At 72.0% G+C, this 16,141-nt stretch carries 22 protein-coding genes; 8 read left to right on the top strand and 14 right to left on the bottom strand.

Annotation, left to right across the window (positions count from 1 at the left end; all coding sequences use genetic code 11):
• Positions 1-46: 46 nt before the first annotated feature.
• Entirely contained in the window at positions 47-1,420 is a 1,374-nt protein-coding gene (locus AB0H37_RS14735; protein WP_179836402.1) for an NAD(P)/FAD-dependent oxidoreductase, read from the bottom strand.
• 390 nt (positions 1,421-1,810) lie between these two features.
• Here AB0H37_RS14735 and AB0H37_RS14730 point away from each other — a divergent pair, with 390 nt between their 5' ends.
• The 3 genes from AB0H37_RS14730 to AB0H37_RS14720 all read left to right on the top strand — a co-directional run bounded on the left by AB0H37_RS14730 (position 1,811) and on the right by AB0H37_RS14720 (position 6,928).
• A complete protein-coding gene (locus AB0H37_RS14730; RefSeq protein ID WP_360613039.1) occupies positions 1,811-2,398 on the top strand; it encodes a YbhB/YbcL family Raf kinase inhibitor-like protein in 588 nt (195 codons plus the stop codon).
• A gap of 268 nt (positions 2,399-2,666) precedes the next feature.
• Positions 2,667-4,583 carry a hypothetical protein gene (locus AB0H37_RS14725; protein ID WP_360613037.1) on the top strand — a complete coding sequence of 639 codons (1,917 nt, stop codon included), beginning with the start codon at positions 2,667-2,669 and terminating at the stop codon, positions 4,581-4,583.
• Between the two features lie 92 nt (positions 4,584-4,675).
• Positions 4,676-6,928: a bifunctional SulP family inorganic anion transporter/carbonic anhydrase gene (locus AB0H37_RS14720; RefSeq protein WP_360613035.1), complete on the top strand. Its 2,253-nt coding sequence runs from the start codon at positions 4,676-4,678 to the stop codon at positions 6,926-6,928.
• A gap of 43 nt (positions 6,929-6,971) precedes the next feature.
• Here AB0H37_RS14720 and AB0H37_RS14715 read toward each other — a convergent pair whose 3' ends face one another.
• Positions 6,972-7,175 carry a hypothetical protein gene (locus AB0H37_RS14715; RefSeq protein ID WP_360613034.1) on the bottom strand — a complete coding sequence of 68 codons (204 nt, stop codon included), beginning with the start codon at positions 7,173-7,175 and terminating at the stop codon, positions 6,972-6,974.
• 270 nt (positions 7,176-7,445) lie between these two features.
• Between AB0H37_RS14715 and AB0H37_RS14710 the strand changes: the two genes are divergently transcribed.
• On the top strand, positions 7,446-7,697 hold the full coding sequence (locus AB0H37_RS14710; RefSeq protein ID WP_360613032.1) for a hypothetical protein: 252 nt from the start codon (positions 7,446-7,448) through the stop codon (positions 7,695-7,697).
• A 524-nt stretch (positions 7,698-8,221) separates the two neighbouring features.
• Here the strand turns inward: AB0H37_RS14710 and AB0H37_RS14705 are convergent.
• The gene (locus AB0H37_RS14705) at positions 8,222-8,377 is read right to left on the bottom strand and encodes a hypothetical protein (protein WP_360613030.1); all 156 of its coding nucleotides are present in this window, start codon (positions 8,375-8,377) and stop codon (positions 8,222-8,224) included.
• A gap of 185 nt (positions 8,378-8,562) precedes the next feature.
• Between AB0H37_RS14705 and AB0H37_RS14700 the strand changes: the two genes are divergently transcribed.
• Both AB0H37_RS14700 and AB0H37_RS14695 read left to right on the top strand, forming a co-directional pair.
• The gene (locus AB0H37_RS14700) at positions 8,563-9,201 is read left to right on the top strand and encodes a hypothetical protein (protein ID WP_360613028.1); all 639 of its coding nucleotides are present in this window, start codon (positions 8,563-8,565) and stop codon (positions 9,199-9,201) included.
• A gap of 199 nt (positions 9,202-9,400) precedes the next feature.
• Complete coding sequence (locus tag AB0H37_RS14695) at positions 9,401-9,793, top strand: hypothetical protein (protein ID WP_360613026.1); 393 nt, start codon at positions 9,401-9,403, stop codon at positions 9,791-9,793.
• Between the two features lie 39 nt (positions 9,794-9,832).
• On the opposite strand, the gene AB0H37_RS14690 is transcribed toward AB0H37_RS14695, so the two are convergent.
• On the bottom strand, positions 9,833-10,066 hold the full coding sequence (locus AB0H37_RS14690) for a GntR family transcriptional regulator (protein ID WP_360613024.1): 234 nt from the start codon (positions 10,064-10,066) through the stop codon (positions 9,833-9,835).
• Positions 10,067-10,180: 114 nt separating this feature from the next.
• Between AB0H37_RS14690 and AB0H37_RS14685 the strand changes: the two genes are divergently transcribed.
• Positions 10,181-10,426: a hypothetical protein gene (locus AB0H37_RS14685; RefSeq protein ID WP_360613022.1), complete on the top strand. Its 246-nt coding sequence runs from the start codon at positions 10,181-10,183 to the stop codon at positions 10,424-10,426.
• Positions 10,416-10,616, top strand: coding sequence for a hypothetical protein (locus AB0H37_RS14680; RefSeq protein WP_360613021.1), 201 nt, complete (start codon positions 10,416-10,418; stop codon positions 10,614-10,616). Before AB0H37_RS14685 ends, AB0H37_RS14680 begins: the two co-directional genes overlap by 11 nt.
• Positions 10,617-10,676: 60 nt before the next feature.
• On the opposite strand, the gene AB0H37_RS14675 is transcribed toward AB0H37_RS14680, so the two are convergent.
• The 10 genes from AB0H37_RS14675 to AB0H37_RS14630 form a co-directional block, all read right to left on the bottom strand.
• Positions 10,677-10,997, bottom strand: a complete 321-nt coding sequence (locus AB0H37_RS14675; protein ID WP_360613019.1) for a hypothetical protein — start codon at positions 10,995-10,997, stop codon at positions 10,677-10,679.
• On the bottom strand, positions 10,994-11,404 hold the full coding sequence (locus AB0H37_RS14670) for a hypothetical protein (protein ID WP_360613017.1): 411 nt from the start codon (positions 11,402-11,404) through the stop codon (positions 10,994-10,996). The genes AB0H37_RS14675 and AB0H37_RS14670 overlap by 4 nt, the downstream gene beginning before the upstream one ends.
• Before the next feature lie 263 nt (positions 11,405-11,667).
• Positions 11,668-12,447 (bottom strand): hypothetical protein, encoded by a 780-nt coding sequence (locus AB0H37_RS14665; RefSeq protein WP_360613015.1) that lies wholly within the window; start codon positions 12,445-12,447, stop codon positions 11,668-11,670.
• Between the two features lie 4 nt (positions 12,448-12,451).
• Entirely contained in the window at positions 12,452-12,757 is a 306-nt protein-coding gene (locus tag AB0H37_RS14660; RefSeq protein ID WP_360613013.1) for a hypothetical protein, read from the bottom strand.
• 69 nt (positions 12,758-12,826) lie between these two features.
• A complete protein-coding gene (locus AB0H37_RS14655) occupies positions 12,827-13,627 on the bottom strand; it encodes a hypothetical protein (RefSeq protein WP_360613011.1) in 801 nt (266 codons plus the stop codon).
• Between the two features lie 2 nt (positions 13,628-13,629).
• Positions 13,630-14,010, bottom strand: a complete 381-nt coding sequence (locus AB0H37_RS14650; protein WP_360613009.1) for a hypothetical protein — start codon at positions 14,008-14,010, stop codon at positions 13,630-13,632.
• Positions 14,007-14,189 (bottom strand): hypothetical protein, encoded by a 183-nt coding sequence (locus AB0H37_RS14645; protein WP_360613008.1) that lies wholly within the window; start codon positions 14,187-14,189, stop codon positions 14,007-14,009. Before AB0H37_RS14645 ends, AB0H37_RS14650 begins: the two co-directional genes overlap by 4 nt.
• A complete protein-coding gene (locus AB0H37_RS14640) occupies positions 14,186-15,475 on the bottom strand; it encodes a DUF3631 domain-containing protein (protein WP_360613006.1) in 1,290 nt (429 codons plus the stop codon). Before AB0H37_RS14640 ends, AB0H37_RS14645 begins: the two co-directional genes overlap by 4 nt.
• Entirely contained in the window at positions 15,472-15,915 is a 444-nt protein-coding gene (locus tag AB0H37_RS14635) for a hypothetical protein (protein WP_360613004.1), read from the bottom strand. The genes AB0H37_RS14640 and AB0H37_RS14635 overlap by 4 nt, the downstream gene beginning before the upstream one ends.
• On the bottom strand, positions 15,915-16,130 hold the full coding sequence (locus AB0H37_RS14630; protein WP_360613002.1) for a helix-turn-helix domain-containing protein: 216 nt from the start codon (positions 16,128-16,130) through the stop codon (positions 15,915-15,917). The genes AB0H37_RS14635 and AB0H37_RS14630 overlap by 1 nt, the downstream gene beginning before the upstream one ends.
• Positions 16,131-16,141 lie beyond the last annotated feature (11 nt).

Raw genomic sequence — 16,141 nt, 5'->3', positions numbered from 1 at the left:
CGCCCCGGCGGTCGGGTGACCGCCGGGGCGTTTCGCGCGGAACGGGTCAGGCCGCGTTCTGGTCGGCCTTGGCCTTCGCCTTGCCGTCGTCGAGGGCCGCGAGCTCGAAGTCGGCGCGCGGCTGCTCGATGGTCGCGAGCGAGACGGTCTCGCGCTTGAGGAACAGCGCGAGCGTCCAGTCCGCGATGACGCGGATCTTGCGGTTGAAGGTCGGGACCATCGCGCCGTGGTAGCTGCGGTGGAAGAACCACGCGGGCCAGCCCTTGAGCTTGATGCCGAGGGGGTTGGCCACGCCCTTGTGCAGGCCGAGGCCCGCGACGGCGCCGAGGTTGCCGTGCACGTAGGGCTTGAGCGTCTTGCCGCGCATCGACCGGACGATGTTGTCGCCGAGCAGCTTGGCCTGGCGGACGGCGTGCTGGGCGTTGGGCGGGCAGAACATGCCGTCCTCGGTGAGGTCCGGGATCGCGGCGTTGTCGCCCGCGGTGAACGCGCGGACCAGGCCCTCGATGGTGAGGTACTCGGTGCCCTTCACGCGGCCGCGCTCGTCCACCGGCAGATCGCCGTTGCGCACGACCGGCGACGGCTTGACGCCCGCGTTCCACACGAGGGTGCCGGCCGGGAAGCTGCTGCCGTCCGACAGCTCGATCTGGCCGTCCACCGCCGACTGCAGGAAGGTGCTCATCTTCACCGCGATGCCGCGGCCGCGCAGCTGCTCGGCGGTCCACTTGCCCATGTCGGGGCCGACCTCCGGCAGGATGCGGTCGGTCGCCTCGACCAGGACGAAGCGCAGGTCCTGCGGCGTGACCTTCCGCATGTACTTGGTGGCGTCGCGGGTCATGTCCTCAAGCTCGGCGACCGCCTCGACGCCGGCGAACCCGCCGCCGACGAACACGAAGGTCAGCGCCTTGCGGCGCAGCTCCACGTCGTCGGTCGACTCGGCGATCTCCAGCTGCTCCAGGACGTGGTTGCGCAGGTGGATGGCCTCGCCCACGGTCTTGAGGCTGATGCCGTTCTCGGCCAGCCCGGGGATCGGCAGCAGCCGCGGCACCGCGCCGGCCGCCATGACCAGGTAGTCGTAGGTGATCCGCTCCGGCGGCCCGGCCAGCGGCTGGACGATCGCCCATCGCTCGTCGTGGTTCAGCTCGGTCACGCGCGCCTTGCGGACGGTGCACTTCGGCAGCACCCGGCGCAGCGGGACGACGACGTGCCGCGGGGAGATGTTCCCGGCGGCGGCCTCGGGCAGGAACGGCTGGTACGTCATGTACGAGTTGGGGTCGACGACGGTGACCCTGACCTCGCCCCTCCGCAGCTCCCGCTTCAGCTTCTTCTGCAGGCGAAGAGCGGTGTACATGCCCACATAGCCGCCACCCACGATGAGGATGTGGGGAGCGCCGGGGGTCCCCTGGGCGGTCCTGGCCATTGCGGCCCTCCAATGTCACGGTCGGCTTGTGAAGACATTCACAAACTAGCGGATGGAACGTGCCGTTCACCAATCAGGAACCAGGAAAGAACCGACGAACTTCCCGTTACGGCAAAGGATGGCCCGGATACGGGTGTGAAACCCGCCACTCCTTCCCCAAAGCGGGATGGATCGCGGCAATGCACGCATGACCAACATCACAGGACGCCACGCCCGGCGGCGTCCCCCGGAGGGGACGCGAACCGCCCGTCCCACCCCCGGAAAACCCCTAAGGTTGGGGCGGACGAGGAAGGGGGCGCCGACGGCGGGACGCACGCGGCCGAGAAGCGGATCCCGAGATGACGGCGATCCGGCGGCGCACGGCGTACGATCTCGCCCGGGAGCGTATCGATGATGAGCAGAGAGCGGCGTCCGGTCATGGCCGCGGCGGGCGCGCTCGCGCTCGCCGGGGCGCTGAGCGGCTGCGGGCTGATCGGCCAGCCCCAGAACAAGAGCGCGGAACTGTCGGAGTGGTTCACCGTGACCAGCCCGGTCTTCCGCGATGGGCGCGAGTTGCCCCCGAGATACGGCTGCACGACGTACCCTGGCGGTCAGGGCAAGACCCCGCCGCTCCGGTGGTCGGGCACGCCGGCCGGCACCCGGTCGTTCGCGATCGTGATGGACGACCCGGACGCCTCCGGCGGCGCCAAGGTCCACTGGGTGATCGCGGGCATCGACGGAACCGTGAACGAGCTGGTCGAAGGCGCCCGGCTGGACCGGACCGTCGAAGGGTTGACCACAGGCAAGAAGGCGGGTTACGCGCCCCCGTGCCCGCCCAAGGGAGACAAGCATCGGTACCGGTTCACCATCTACGCACTGGACGATCCGGCACCGTTCCAGAACGGCGCGGCCTTGAAGGACTCGCTCCCCGCGATCGCCGAGCACACGGTGGGACGCGGCCGGATCACCGGGAACTTCGGCGGCGAGCAGGCGCGTTGACCGTGGAGCCTGAGAGCACACGGTCAGGGCGGACCCCCGTGGGGGCCGGAGCTGTCAGGGGTGTGCGGATCGGCGGAGTTGGCCGATCGGCACGCGCCGTGTGAGGGTAAATGTGCGCGAAGGGTGTGACAACGGTCATAGCGGTCGGAGAGAATCGGGTTAAGCCAAGGCGGCGGAAACCCGTGACTATCCGGACGCTGGCGACAATCGGGACGGACCCGCGGTCCGCGCTGGCGACTCTCGCCGGGCCAAGGCATTGGGTGGTGGCATGACTTCTTACATCGTGGTCTTCGGCCTCATTGTGGTCGTCGTCCTCGTGGTCGTCCTCGTGGCCCTCGGCCTGCGGGCCAGCAGGGCGGGAGGCGATGACGACGACGACTGGATGGACGACGAGCCGCAGAAGCAGCCGCGCGGCCGCCGGGGAATCCCTCCACCGCAGGAGCAGATGAGCGGCCCGGAGGACTACGGCCCCGGCTACGACGAGGGCTACGACGGCGGCTACGACCGCGCCCCCGATCCCGCTCCCGACCGCCGCGTCGCCGGCAGCGGCGGCGGCGGTGGCCCGCTCGCCGCTCCCACCTCCGCCCCGGGCCCGTCCGCCCCGCCGCCCCCGCCTCCGGGCCAGGCGTCGGACGAGATGGAGGACGACGACTACTGGGCGACGATCACCTTCGACAAGCCCAAGTTCCCCTGGCAGCACGAGGGCGGCGCGCGGCCCGACACCGACCCGGCCGCCGATCCGCTCAACGCGCAGCCGCCCCCGCCCGAGCAGCCGTCCATCGAGCCGCCCGGCCTGACCCAGCCCGTCTCCCTCGGCGCCGACGGCACCGTCCTCAACGGCCTCGGCGCCGGGACCGGTCCGCAGCAGCCCCCCCAGGGCCCCGGCGGATTCCAGGGCGGCTCCCCGTTCGCGGGCAACGACCCGAGCGCGACGTCGCTCGACCCCATCCCGGCCGACCTCGCCGGACCGGGCGCCCCCGGCGGCCCCGGCTCGCAGAGCCCCTACGGCGGCCCCGGCGCGCCCGACCAGCCGGTGTACGGCGGCCAGGAGCCGCAGCCCGCGTACGGCGCCGCCGACTACGGCTCCAGCGACCCGTCCTACGGGGGCCAGGACCAGTACGGCGGAGGCCATGACCCGTACGGGGGAGGCCAGGACCAGTACGGCGGGGGCCAGGACCAGTACGGCGGGGGCCAAGACCAGTACGGCAGCGACCAGCCGCAGTACGGCATCCCCGAACAGCCCCAGTACGGCATCCCCGATCAACCCCAGTACGGTTCCCAGGAGCCGTCCTACGGCGACTACACCTCCGACCCGCTCGGCAGCCGTCCGGCCGCCGGACCGCCTCCCGGAGGCCGCCAGGACTACGACATGCCGCTCGGCTCGTCCGGCCCCGGCGGAGTCCTCGGCAGCGACCCCCTCGGGCTGCCCTTCGGCCGCCCCGAGGAGCCGCCCGCGCCGCCCGCGCCGCCCGCTCCCGCCGCGCCCGCCGCCCCGGCGGCGCACGGCGGCGGCTCCGACACCGACGGCCACAAGCTCCCGACCGTGGACGAGCTGCTCCAGCGCATCCAGTCCGACCGGCAGCGGTCGTCGGGCCCGCCCTCGCCGTCCGACACGGGCGGGTCCTACGGCGGCTCCCTGAACGACCCGCTGAACGACCCTCTCGGCACCGGCTCGTACGGGACGACCTCGTCCGGCGCGCCGAACACCGGCAACACCGGCCCGTGGCCGTCCGGCGGACAGCAGGGCGGCGGCTACGACACGGGCGCCGGCTCGGGCCAGGGCTACGACTCCGGGATCGGCGGGCCGCCCGGGTACGGGCAGGGCCAGCAGAACGACGGCTACCCGTCCGCCCCCGCCTACGGCGACTCCCAGCGCTACGACGACCCGCTCGGCGGATTCGGCGGCGGCGGAGCCGAGGGCGGCCCCGGAGGCCCCGGGGGCTACGGCGACTTCAGCGGCAGCAGCTACAACGGCGGCGGCGACCCCCTGGCCGCGCCGCACGACCAGGGCACCGGCGGCTATGCCGACCCGAACGCCACGCAGGCGTACGGGTCCGGCCCCTACGGCGGCGCGCCGCAGCAACAGCAGCAGGGCGGCTATCCGCAGGGCGGCCAGCAGAACGACAACAACCCCCCGTACGGCTCCCACCAGCCCACCGACGACTGGGAGAACTACCGCCGCTGACCAGCGCGCACTCGGCCGAAGGCCGCCGGATTCGTCCGGCGGCCCTCGTCGTGTCCGAAGGGAGGCACCACGTACGTGATTGAATACGTTGCGTGACTTTTAAGCCACCGAACGTATCCACGCTCCGGCGCGACCTGCTCGCCTCGTTCGTCGTGTTCCTCGTCGCGATCCCGCTCTCGCTGGGCATCGCCGTCGCCTCCGGCGCACCCATCGCGGCCGGGCTGATCGCCGCCGTCGTCGGCGGCGTCGTCGCGGGCCTGATCGGCGGCTCGCCGCTCCAGGTCAGCGGGCCCGCCGCCGGGCTCACCGTCCTCGTCGCCGGCCTCGTGCAGACCTACGGCTGGCGCGCCACCTGCACGATCACCCTGCTCGCCGGACTCGTGCAGATCGTGCTGGGCGCGAGCCGGGTCGCGCGCGCCGCCCTCGCCGTCTCCCCCGCCGTCGTGCACGGCATGCTCGCGGGGGTCGGCGTCGTCATCGTCCTCGCCCAGGTCCACGTGGTCCTGGGCGGCAGCCCCCAACAGTCGGCCGTCGCGAACCTGCGGGAACTGCCGGGCCAGCTCGCGCAGCCGCACACGCATTCAGCGCTGGTGGCGGGGCTGACCGTGCTCGTCGTGCTGGGCTGGTCCCGGCTGCCCAAGAGCGGGGCGCTCCGCCTCGTTCCGGGCCCGCTGCCCGCCGTCGCCCTGGCCACCGCCCTCGCCTGGGCCCTCGACTGGCGGGTGCCGCGCGTCGACCTGCCGTCCTCGCTGCTGGACGGCTGGAGCCTCCCCGTCATGCCGCAGGGGACACTGTTCGGTATCACCGGAGCGGTCATCTCCGTGGCGCTCGTGGCCGCGGTCGAGTCCCTGCTGTGCAGCGTCGCGGTCGACCGCTCCCGCCCGGCCGGCGTCCCGTCCGCCGACCTCGACCGGGACCTGCTCGGACAGGGCGCCGCGAACGCCGTCTCCGGCGTGCTGGGCGGGCTGCCGATCACCGGCGTGATCGTCCGCAGCACCGCCAACATCGAGGCGGGCGGCCGCACGCGGCTGTCCCCCGTCCTGCACGGCATCTGGGTCCTCATCCTCGCCCTGGCCTGCGGACCGCTCATCGAACAGGTCCCGCTGGCGGCGCTCGCCGCGCTGCTGGTCGTGCTCGGCGTCCGGCTGGCCGACCTGTCCCGGGTCCGCGCCCTGCGCCACCACCGGGAGGCGTCCGCCTACTTCGTCACCCTCGGCGGCGTCGTGCTGTTCGGGCTCGGCGAGGGCGTCCTGCTCGGCATCGGGCTCATCGCGGTGCTGGCCCTACGGCGGCTCACCCGGCTCACGGTCCGGACGGAGCGACTCGTGCCGGCCCCCGGTGACGCCCCCGCCCCGGACCGCTGGCACGTGGTCGTCGAGGGCACGTTCACCTTCCTCGGTGTCCCCCGCGTGTCGCGCGCTCTGCAGCGGATCCCGGCGGACGGCAGCGTCGACCTGGACCTCAACGTCGACTTCATGGACCACGCCGCGTTCGACGCCGTCCACCGGTGGCGGCTCGCCCACGAACGCCAAGGGGGGAGGGTCGACATCGACGAGGTTCATGAGGCTTGGTATGAAAGAGCTGTGACAGGCGATATGTCCCAACCGGCCAAGACTCCGCCCCCGGCTCGCTGGTGGGCCCCCTGGTCCAACCGGCGGCGGCGGTCCGAGACCGAGCTGGACGCACCCGAGATGTCCCCCGCGGACGTCCTGTTGAACGGCGTCCGCGAGTACCACGGGCGCACGGCCCCGCTCGTCCGCCCGATCATGGCCGAACTGGCGATGGAGCAGAAACCCCAGCACCTGTTCATCACCTGTGTCGACTCGCGCATCGTGCCCAACATCATCACCGCGAGCGGCCCCGGCGACCTGTTCATCAACCGCAACGTCGGCGCCCTCGTCCCCCGGCACGGCTCCCGGACGCCCGACGACTCCGTGGCGGCCACCGTCGAGTACGCCGTCAACGTCCTGGACATCAAGACGATCACTGTCTGCGGCCACTCCAACTGCGGGGCGATGGCCGCGCTGCTCGCCGGCGGCACCGAGGTCGAGCACCTGGAGGGCCTGTCGCGCTGGCTGAAGCACGGCAACCACAGCCTCGCCCGCTTCCTCGGCGAGGACCCGTCCGGCGACGAGCCGCCCCTCGCCCGCCTCTGCAAGATCAACGTGATGCAGCAGCTCGACAACCTGCTGACCTACCCGTGGCTCCGGGAGCGGGTCGAGTCCGGCGACATCGAACTCGTGGGCCTCTACCTGGACCTCGGGACCGCCACCGTCGAGGTCTTCGACCAGTCCGGCGGCGTCTTCGTCCCCGTCCCGGACGCGGCGCCGCAGACCCTCACCTGAAAGGCGCGGGTCGTCCCCCGGCGGGACGACCCGCGCTCCCGGTCTACCAGCGCCCGACGAGCTCGTCCTCGTCGCGCGTGGAGCCGCGAACGTACATCCCCGTGACCTTGCGCGCCCGGCGCGAGCGCCGATCCGTCGCCGGCAGGAACAGCGCGTCGCGCCGGCTGGCCCGCGAGAAGTCCCACAGGTACACCAGGCTCCCCAGCACCCCGGCGAGCACAAGGGCCACGAACACGATGACGATCATCGTCGCTCCTCTCCACGGGACTCCAGCACCCCGGTCCCGCCGCCGTCACCGATCAGGGCGATCAGCTCATACCAGGACGGTAAACGTCCCGTATGAAGCCCTCTGTGTCCCATGACCTGTTTCGAGAGAGTCTCTATCCCCAAACCCTCCCGCCGCCTGCCGGCCGGCACGGTCCGGCGGTTGCCGAAGACCGGCGCCCCCGGACGGTTGCGATCAAGAAACGGCCGCGGTCAAGGTCCGTGGCCCGATCACAACGAAGGAGGTCCTGTCATGACCGCGAGGAAGGCGATCAGCTTCCGGCGCACCGCCGGCGGCGAGGAGGTCACCCTCAGCGAGGACGGCACGACGACCACGTACCCGGACGGAACGAAGCACGTCCGGCCGCAGGACGGCGCGTCGCCCGCCCCCGTGGAGCCGAACGCCGTCAGCTACAGCAACGGCCCCGGCGGCGAGCGGGTCCACGTCAGCACCGACGGCAAGACGATCACGCACCTCGACGGATCGAAGACCATCCGGCCGTAGGGAGCGAATCGACCAGGGGACACCGCGCGGGTCACGTCGAAAGGCGAGTCCGAAACAGCGTCCCACTCCAGCACCACCAGGGGCCCGGCCATCACCGGGCCCCACCTCCGACCGCCGGCATGGCACGTCCCCGCGCGGAGTTTCTCGGCCTTCTTGCCCGAGGCTCCAGCAGAATGGGAGAGCCGGACGCAGATCCGGCGGCGCGTACGACGGTGCCCGATCGCCTTCAGAAAGCCCGCGCAGAGTTCGGGTCGTCGGCTGATGTCACGCCGACGGATTCGTATCAGCGGCCATCCGGTGGCCGTGACCACCGCAGCAGACCAACTGGCCGAGAGGCATCTCTCTGGCGTTGGGGGCGGACGAGCCGGCCTGTAAGCCGGGTTCAGCGGAACGCGGTTCCCTGACCTGCGACGCTTCCCCGACATCCTCCCTGACCTGCGGTTTTCGTTCCGGATAGTTCCGAGCGTTTCCGGCCTCTGCCGTACCTCTGGCGGAACTGAGACGGAACTGAGGGCTGCCTACCCCTACTTGCCGCGCTTCTTGGCGTCCTTCTGCAGGTGCTCCTCCAGCGCTTCGTTCACGACGTCGGACGTCGTCTTGCCCTCACGCTTGGCCTTGTCTTTGACCGCGTTCCAGCGGCCATCGGGCACCCGGACGGACCGGACGGGCTTCTCAACCATCGGGACTCCCCTCTCGTCCGGGCTAGCGTAATACGAAAACGCGCATCTACCGGGGAAACTCTGGTTGCGGTAGGTCGAATCGAGAGTTACCGTAATACGAAAGTCCGGGATGACCTGGACATAAAGCGGCCCCGGACACGGTGACTGCAACACCGGCCGGGGCCTCGACGGAAGGGACCTCCGCCGTGAGCGACAAGCCTACCCACCCCATCCCGGACGTGTCGGCCCTCACCGAGCGCCAGCTCGACGGCCTCGCGTGCGTCGCCTGCGGGACCGCGTTCGGCGCCGGTTCCCGGTCCGTGGCCGCCGGCGAGGCACTCGGCGCGCAGGTGTTCGCGTGCGTCACGTGCGCCCCGGCCTGCCAGAACTGCGGAACCGTCAAGTACGAGTACCTGCCCAACGAGAACGACCGGGCGCGGCTCGACTGCCCGCGCGACCACGCGTTCCCCACGGCCGAGCCCCTCACCGAGGCCGGGCGCCGCGCCGACGAGGCGGCGAGGGAGCGCGCCGACGAGCTGCCCGTCACGGGGACCATCCCCGGCGAGTGGCCGGACGGCGAGCCGAAGACCGTCCGCGAGATAGAGCGGGCCCGGCGGCTGATCGAGCGTCACGCGGCACTCGCCGCTGAACTCCGGGCGGTCGGAGCGGACCGGGCGGCGCAGACCATGGACGCCGGGTGCGCCGCGTTCGAGCGCGTCATCGCCGCGCTGGAGAGCGGCGACGGCGAGGCCATCGACGAGGCGTTGGGGGACGCGCTGGTGACGATGACGCGCGGTCAGGCCACGCTCGCGCGGTACGTCGTGGCAGTGGCGGCCGTCGAGTAGCGCACGGAGGAGACCGTCAGAACGACCGTCTGATGCGAGAGCCCCGCACGAGTTGAGATCACCTCAACCGGCGGGGCTTTCTGCTGGTCACGGAGGGTCCGGCCCGCACGCAGAGATGCAGCTCAGACGGCCCTAAAGAACCTTAGGGCGGAACGACCTGCGGAAACGCGAGGTACCAGCCGCTGGCTGGCACCTGGGGATGACGCGCCAGGCAGTGCCCGGTCCGTCCGACCTCCTCCGCGGCGCCGGGAACATGGTCGGGAACGCCCTGCTGCGGATCCGGGACGGCCGCCTGTACCGGGCCGACTTTGGCACCTTCGAGGAGTACTGCCGGGAGCGGTGGGGGTTCAGCGACAGCCGCGCCCGCCAGCTCATCGGCGCCGCTCAGACCGTTACCACGGTAACGGTCGCTGGTCTGCCCGCCCCGGCCAACGAGGGCCAGGCTCGCGCCTTGACGGCCGTCCCCGAGCCGGAGCGCGCCGAAGTCTGGCGGGAGACGGTCGAGCGCACGAACGGCCAGCCGACCTGCATATGGTCCAGCTCAACCCAGGTCCGGACCTGCGTCACGATGAACACGACGCAGGTGGTCTGACCTGCGCGAGTTGCCATCGCGGCAACGCGGGTTGCCGGATCAGGCACCGGCGACGTACGAGCCCTTGCCGCGCGTGGTGACGATGACGCCCTCCTCGCGCAGAGCCGCGATTGCCTTCCGGATCGTCCCGCGGGCGAGATCGAACTCCGCTTCAAGCGCCGTCTCCGAAGGGATCGGGTCACCGGGCGCCAGCTCGCCGGCCTCGATCCGAGCGCGCAGGATCTCGGCGAGCTGCCGGTACTTCGGAACCGGCCCGTCGGTGATCTGCCCCATGATCGGGACCATAGGTGACCAGGCATAACGCTAGATAGATACGCTCGTCCATGGACGGGCATGTACAAGTAGGCGTACGGTAACCGTCACGTTCAGCGACGGGAGGGACCCCCGATGGATGAACAGAGGCGCACGCGCGCCATGGAGCCGACGCCAAACGATGCGAGCGTCGCCGACACGAAGTCGCGCCTGAAAGCCGAGTTTCCCGGATGGTCGATCATCCGGACCCGGGACACAGGGCGCTGGTGGGCGACCCGCGGGCCCCTGACCCGCGAGATCCTCAACCGGCCGTCCGACCTCAGCGCCGACACCCCCGAAGGGCTCGCGGCCCAGCTCCGGGAGGTGGCCCGTGGCGAGTAGGCGCAACCGGTACGACCTTGAGAACCCGGGCCTGCCGGAGGCTCTCGCGGCCTACACGGCGTTCCTGGACGCGGTCGTGACCGAGTCCGGGCACGGGCAGCGCGAGGAGGACACCGACACGATCGCGGCGTGCGGAGACATCATCGAGCGGGCCGCCGAGCGAGCGAAGCGCGAGCAGGCGCCCGAGTAGCCCACGAACGCCACAGCCCCCGGCATCGCGCGGTTGCCGGGGGCTGTGGACTGTCCGGGGTCAGCGCTGAGGGCCGCTCACGGGCAGCTCCCGGACGTCGTAGCGGTTCGCCTTCGCCCACGCATGGCGAGCTTGGCGCCACCGGCGGCGGGCCATGCGGACGGCGGCGCGGCACTGCCACTCGTCCGGCGTCTCCGGGGCGGCCTGGTGGCTCCGCAGAGCCTCGGCCGGACCGAACCCGGGCGGGAGGTCGTCCCGCTCGATCCACTCCAGCGCACGGAACTCGGCGAAGCGGCCCGGCACCGGCGGGCGGCCCTCCGCATCGGCAGGCGGTGGCGGCGCCGAGACGAGCCGCGCCCGCATCGCGCGGCGGTCCATCACGCGCCCCGGATCGGCGTCACCGTGGCGGACTCCTGCGCGGGCGGCTCCGGCGGCTCCAGCACCCACCCGAGCGCCAGCATCCCCCGCGGGGTGAGGCCGAGCTGCTCGGCGAGGTGCCGGGACTCCTGTGCGTGCCACGCGGACGCAGCACCGGCCAGCACCGCCGAGACGTGCGAGACGTACATCGCGACCGCCGAGACGTACGAGACGTCCCACATGACCGCCTGAGGCGACGACCACAGCTCCGCCCACCGGTCCCGCTCCGCCTCCGACCACTCGCGGCCGGCGGGCATCTCCGGGGCGGGGAGGTCGCACCGCTCGGGCAGGACGACCACCTTCCGGGCGCTCGATCCCCGCTCGCGGTGGCGGCTGTAGGGCCTGGACGGGTCGGCCTTCGGACCGGGCATGACGCCCTCCTTTCATGATCGCGTTTGAGTCCAACCGCTGTAGCGACCGGACAGCGCCCTCCCCCACGGTCGACGCCCCTAGTTGATCTAGGGGTCGTCCCCCACCCTCGTCGGGTCGGTTCGGGCCTCGGGTCGTGGTCGTCCTGGTCGTAAGCCGCGCGGTGGTGGCCGTGGAGGAGAGAGGCACGACCACCACCGGCGGCGGGGTCCGACCGCGCCCTGTCGCCATGGCGGGCCCCAACGGGCGCGGTCGGTGGTCTACATCAGGCGCCGTCGAGCACCTCGCGGGCGGCACGTCGTGCGGTCTCGTCGGCCATGAGTCCGTACCGCTCGACCAGCTCGTCACGGCTGACGCTGCCGAGCGTCATGGCGTTGGCACCGTGGGCCCGCTCGGCGTAGGCGACCCACTCGCGGTGGCCTGCCTTCGGGTCGGGCGGGGGCTCCTTCCCTGCGGCCTCCATGGCGGCCCGTGCGGCGCGCTCGGCGGCCTTCTCGGTCCGGCGGCGCTGGCGGGCCTCGTCGGCTATCCGGGAGGCCCCCAACTCCTCCTGCATCCCCCTGTTGGCGGCCTGGCGCGCCTCGGCCTCAGCGGCTCGGAGCGTGAGCGCGAGGAACTCGGTGAGCCCCTCCTTATCGAGGGGCGGGTAGGTCGGTCCGGGCGGCGCGGTCTGGCCGGTGGCGGCCTGGAAGGTGGTGACGAACCCTTCCCAGCGTCCGCGGGCCTCCGCGGCGGTGAGGCGGTACCGCGTCCACGCGCCGACCGGGTCCGTGCCTTCTCGGACGGCCTGCATGGCGGTGGTCCGCGCTCCGTCGATCTGCTCGCGGATCTCCCGCATGACGGTGGCGAGCTGTCCCCGAGCGCGCTGCTGGTCGGCCTGCTCGGCGGCGGCCCTCTCGGCGGCGAGCCGGTCGAGTTCGGCCGCGTGCCGGTCGGCCTGCTGCTGTGCGGCGCGCTCGCGGGCGGCGCGCTCCTCGGCCTCCTGGCGGCTCTCCTCGGTCAGTCCGAGGGCGGTCCGGGCGGCGCTGACGGTGGTGTCGGTCATCGGTTCAGTTCTCCTCGGGCTTGGGCAGGTTGGCGAGTTGCTCGGACTTGAGGTGCCGGGCGGTCGCCCAGTCGCCGCGGGCCTCCGCCTCCTGCAGCGCGTCCGGCGGCCGGACGGTACCGGTGCGTCGCTCCCGGGCCCCCTGGTCGGCGGCGCCCTGGAACCGCGGCTTCTCGGCCTCCTGCTCGATCTCGGCGGCCGGCGCGGGGAGAGGCTTGCCGTTGTGGTCGACCTTGTGCGCGAGCAGCTGCGCGGACTTGCCCGCGATGGACTCGCGCAGGCCGCGCATCCCGGTCATCGGGTCGGTCATGTCGTTCTCCTTCGGGGAGCCGCCCGCGCGCTCCCTGCTGTACGAGGCGCGGGCGACCGGTCTTGGGGGTCAGAACTGCATCGGCGCGGGCTCGCCACCCATGGCCTTGACGTCGTCCTCGCTGACGTCGTCGCGGGGCTCGCTGCTGAGGTCGTACTCGCTGCGCAGGCTCTCGATGACCTCGCGAGCGCCGAGGGTGACGCTGTCCCGAACGCCGTGCAGGTTGTCGAGGGTGTCCAGGTGCAGCGCGGCCTCTCGGCGCTCGGCGTCGATGTCCTGCGCGGCGGCGGCCTCGATGGCGGCGCGGACGGTGAGGGTGTGGGACGCCTCGACCAGCGGCGCCGGTTCGCCGGTCGCGGTGAGGTAGTCCCGTCCCCATTCGGAGGCGACGAGGGCGCCGACGTCGTCCTGCCGGGCGGCGAGGCGGGACATGACCTCCGCGCGGGTGCGGGGGTCTGCGCGGTCGAGGATCATCATCGCGTCCTGCCGGGCGAGGGCCTCGCGCTTGGGGTCGATGCGACGGAGCGCGGCGGCGGTGAGGACGCCCCGGGCGGCGATGATGGCCTCTTCGGCGGCGGCGGTCTTCTCGGCGATGTCGCGCTCGACGTTGGCGACGGCGGCCTGCGCGGCGGCCTTGCGGCCCTCGGGGTAGACGCGGACGTTGCTCATGATGCTGGGCACGCTGGCGCCGGCCGACTGCATGAGCGACTCGACTTCGGCGAGGCGGCGCTCGACGGCCTGGACGAGGTCGCGGGCGGACCCGGGAACCCGGTTGAGTCCGCGCTCGGTCTTGGCGGTGGCGTAGGCCGTGCGGGCGCTCGCGGTTGCGGCGAGCATCGTGGACAGGACGTCCTTGGTGGATTGGGCCATGATCAGTTCTCCTTCTCACAGATGTTGTCGACCTGGTAGTCGACCTGGATTCCGGCGAGATCGGGCTGCCAGGGGAAGGCGACGAGGGTCACGCGCTTGCGCACGGTGGCCTCTCCGCTCTGGATGCGGTCGGACATCTCGGCGAGGCAGCGCAGGCTCTGCGCGATGGCGTGCGCCTGGTCGGCGGCCGGGGAGTCCAGGACGATGACGTCGTAGACGGACTGGAGTGCTTCGGCGACCTGAGCCGCCGCGGGCGGGACGCAGCGCCGACACATCACGTCGTCCTCGTCGAGCAGCAGCACGCCGCGCACGTCGATGCAGCCACCGCACCTCATGCACTCCGGATCCATCTCCCCGTTGGCGATGGCGTAGCGGACGGTCATGACCGGTTCCTCTCTCGCGCGAGCTTGCGCGCGTGCCTGCTCTGGAGTCCCGCGGTCCGGCGACGGGCCTTCTCGTCTCGGATCGCGTCACGCCGTCCCCGGCGCTCGCGGGCCTGCTCGATCCGCTCGGCGAGACGGCGCTCGACCGCCTCGCGCAGGTCGGTGTCCGTGGCACTCATGCCGGATCACACCCGGGGTGAGTGGTGTCTCCAGCCGCGGCCAACTGCGGATCCATCGGACTCCCGCACCCTGCACAGCAGGGGGGTTCCGCTACTCGCGCTACTTCCGCTACGTCCCTGGTCAGAGAGGGGGCACCGGTAGCGGGTAGCGTTCGCTGTCCGCTACCCGCTACCTCGGCCATGCCGTTGACCTGCGCAGTAGCGGACGTAGCGGCGGTAGCGGTCCCCTCCTGCTCGGGACGCAGATAGCGGCTCCAAGCGTCGTACAGGTGCTCCCGGCGGTAGCCCTTCCGGTTGATGCCGCCTTCCTTGACGTCGAGCGAGGCGACGCCGAACGGTTTGAGCATCTTGGCCAGATCACGCGCGTTGAACGGACGCCCGTACCAGTCCGCCCACGGCGACTCATCGAGCTTGCAGAGCGCGTCCAGGATGGTCGCCCCGTGCAGCGCCTCGGCATCGCCGAACACCTGCCGCAGGTCGGCCAGCAGCCGGACGCCGAGCGTGGTGTCCTCCTCGGCCGCGTTCGTCAGCACCCGGCACGCGGTCCGGGCCCGGTCGGGCCACGACCCGCCGGCGGCATCGGCGACAGCGATCAGGGGCTCCCAGTTGTCGGCCGCCCGGTCCTCTACCGGCATGTCAGGCTCAGCGTCGGTGAGCGCGTCCAGGCGGGTCCGAATCCACGCAGTCAGGCAGTCGCGCAACTCGTGCAGCGCGGGGGCGTCGCGGCGGGTGCGGAACGGCTGGACGCGCTCACCGGGCCCGCGGCGCCGCATCTTCACCATGACCGCCCGGTCCTCGATCGTGTCGGGCATCGAGCCGATACCGGCGAGCGCGGCCATGGAGAACGTCGGGCAGTGCTCGGGCTGTCGTAGCGCGGCGTCCCACCGCACGTAGGGACGATTGCGCTGGTGACCGGCGTTGATCAGGCCGCGCAAGTCCTCATGGTTGTCAGCCGCCTTCTTGCCGAAGAAGGTGTCAGCCTCGTCGAGCAGCAGGGTGGGCGGGTCGTCGGTGATCGACCGGACGAGCGCGGCAGGGGAGATGTTCACTGCGATCAACGGGTCATGGCACGTCGTCTCAACGATGTCCAGCAAGCGGGACTTGCCGCACCGCTTCTCCGGGGCGGTGATCACGAGCCGGGTCGCGTGCTGCCACGCCGGTTGCGCGTGCGTCGCCGCGACCCACAGCGCCACGGCGTCCCCCGCCTCGGCGGACGGCAGGATCACGTACCGGGCGAGCGCTGCGCGCAACTGGTCGAGCAGGACGGCGCCGGGAGGTGCGGTCACGCGGCGCTCCCCCGTCCCAGCGCTCGCCCGGTCGTCCAGTCCACGGGCCCACCCGGGTGGTCACCGGGGCGGGGGCGTCCGAAGTCCTCGCGGCGACCGTCCCAGCGGCGGCGCTCGATCTCCTCGAACGTCAGCGTCCGGCCGAGACGGCGCACGCTCTCGGCGACCGGGCGCCACGCCTCGGCCATATCGGTCTCCGCCTGGTCACGGCCGACCTCGACGCCGGCGGCGAGGCCGAGCGCGTAGCCGTCCCCGAACGCGGCAGACTCTCGGCGCTGCTGGCCCTGGATATCGTCGACCATCTCCGCCGCGGCTGTGGCGAGCGTGAGCAGCTCGTCGACGTGCTGGCGGGGTATCGTGGTCTCGACGTGGTGCCTGCTCGGCCGCTCGTCCCCTACCGCCCCGGTCTCGTCCCCGGGGCGGTTCTCTTTGGTCTCCATCAGGCCGCCGCTCCGCCCGTCTCGGCGTAGCGGTCGTTCTCCCACGCGATGACGTCGGCCAGCCGGTAGCGGGCGTGGCGGCCGATCTTCATGTAGCGGGGGCCGGTGCCCTTGCTGTTCCAGTCGTAGACCGTCTTGACCGGAACGCCGAAGCGCCCGGAGAGGTCTTCGGGGGTGAGGTGGCGTTCGCCGTCGGCAACCGCTGCCTGTTCCATGACAGTCGTCT

The organism is Actinomadura sp. NPDC023710, from assembly GCF_040639875.1.
GTDB lineage: Bacteria > Actinomycetota > Actinomycetes > Streptosporangiales > Streptosporangiaceae > Spirillospora > Spirillospora citrea.
This window is presented reverse-complemented; position numbering and strand designations above follow the sequence as displayed.

Excerpts from the sequence above, each read along its gene's own strand:
- AB0H37_RS14650 (WP_360613009.1), bottom strand. The coding sequence starts at position 14,010 with ATGACCGTCCGCTACGCCATCGCCAACGGGGAGATGGATCCGGAGTGC.
- AB0H37_RS14685 (WP_360613022.1), top strand. The coding sequence starts at position 10,181 with ATGGATGAACAGAGGCGCACGCGCGCCATGGAGCCGACGCCAAACGAT.
- AB0H37_RS14630 (WP_360613002.1), bottom strand. The coding sequence starts at position 16,130 with ATGGAACAGGCAGCGGTTGCCGACGGCGAACGCCACCTCACCCCCGAA.
- AB0H37_RS14725 (WP_360613037.1), top strand. The coding sequence starts at position 2,667 with ATGACTTCTTACATCGTGGTCTTCGGCCTCATTGTGGTCGTCGTCCTC.
- AB0H37_RS14705 (WP_360613030.1), bottom strand. The coding sequence starts at position 8,377 with ATGGTTGAGAAGCCCGTCCGGTCCGTCCGGGTGCCCGATGGCCGCTGG.
- AB0H37_RS14635 (WP_360613004.1), bottom strand. The coding sequence starts at position 15,915 with ATGGAGACCAAAGAGAACCGCCCCGGGGACGAGACCGGGGCGGTAGGG.
- AB0H37_RS14735 (WP_179836402.1), bottom strand. The coding sequence starts at position 1,420 with ATGGCCAGGACCGCCCAGGGGACCCCCGGCGCTCCCCACATCCTCATC.
- AB0H37_RS14655 (WP_360613011.1), bottom strand. The coding sequence starts at position 13,627 with ATGGCCCAATCCACCAAGGACGTCCTGTCCACGATGCTCGCCGCAACC.
- AB0H37_RS14710 (WP_360613032.1), top strand. The coding sequence starts at position 7,446 with ATGACCGCGAGGAAGGCGATCAGCTTCCGGCGCACCGCCGGCGGCGAG.
- AB0H37_RS14670 (WP_360613017.1), bottom strand. The coding sequence starts at position 11,404 with ATGCCCGGTCCGAAGGCCGACCCGTCCAGGCCCTACAGCCGCCACCGC.
- AB0H37_RS14665 (WP_360613015.1), bottom strand. The coding sequence starts at position 12,447 with ATGACCGACACCACCGTCAGCGCCGCCCGGACCGCCCTCGGACTGACC.
- AB0H37_RS14645 (WP_360613008.1), bottom strand. The coding sequence starts at position 14,189 with ATGAGTGCCACGGACACCGACCTGCGCGAGGCGGTCGAGCGCCGTCTC.
- AB0H37_RS14695 (WP_360613026.1), top strand. The coding sequence starts at position 9,401 with ATGACGCGCCAGGCAGTGCCCGGTCCGTCCGACCTCCTCCGCGGCGCC.
- AB0H37_RS14660 (WP_360613013.1), bottom strand. The coding sequence starts at position 12,757 with ATGACCGACCCGATGACCGGGATGCGCGGCCTGCGCGAGTCCATCGCG.
- AB0H37_RS14715 (WP_360613034.1), bottom strand. The coding sequence starts at position 7,175 with ATGATCGTCATCGTGTTCGTGGCCCTTGTGCTCGCCGGGGTGCTGGGG.
- AB0H37_RS14690 (WP_360613024.1), bottom strand. The coding sequence starts at position 10,066 with ATGGGGCAGATCACCGACGGGCCGGTTCCGAAGTACCGGCAGCTCGCC.
- AB0H37_RS14730 (WP_360613039.1), top strand. The coding sequence starts at position 1,811 with ATGATGAGCAGAGAGCGGCGTCCGGTCATGGCCGCGGCGGGCGCGCTC.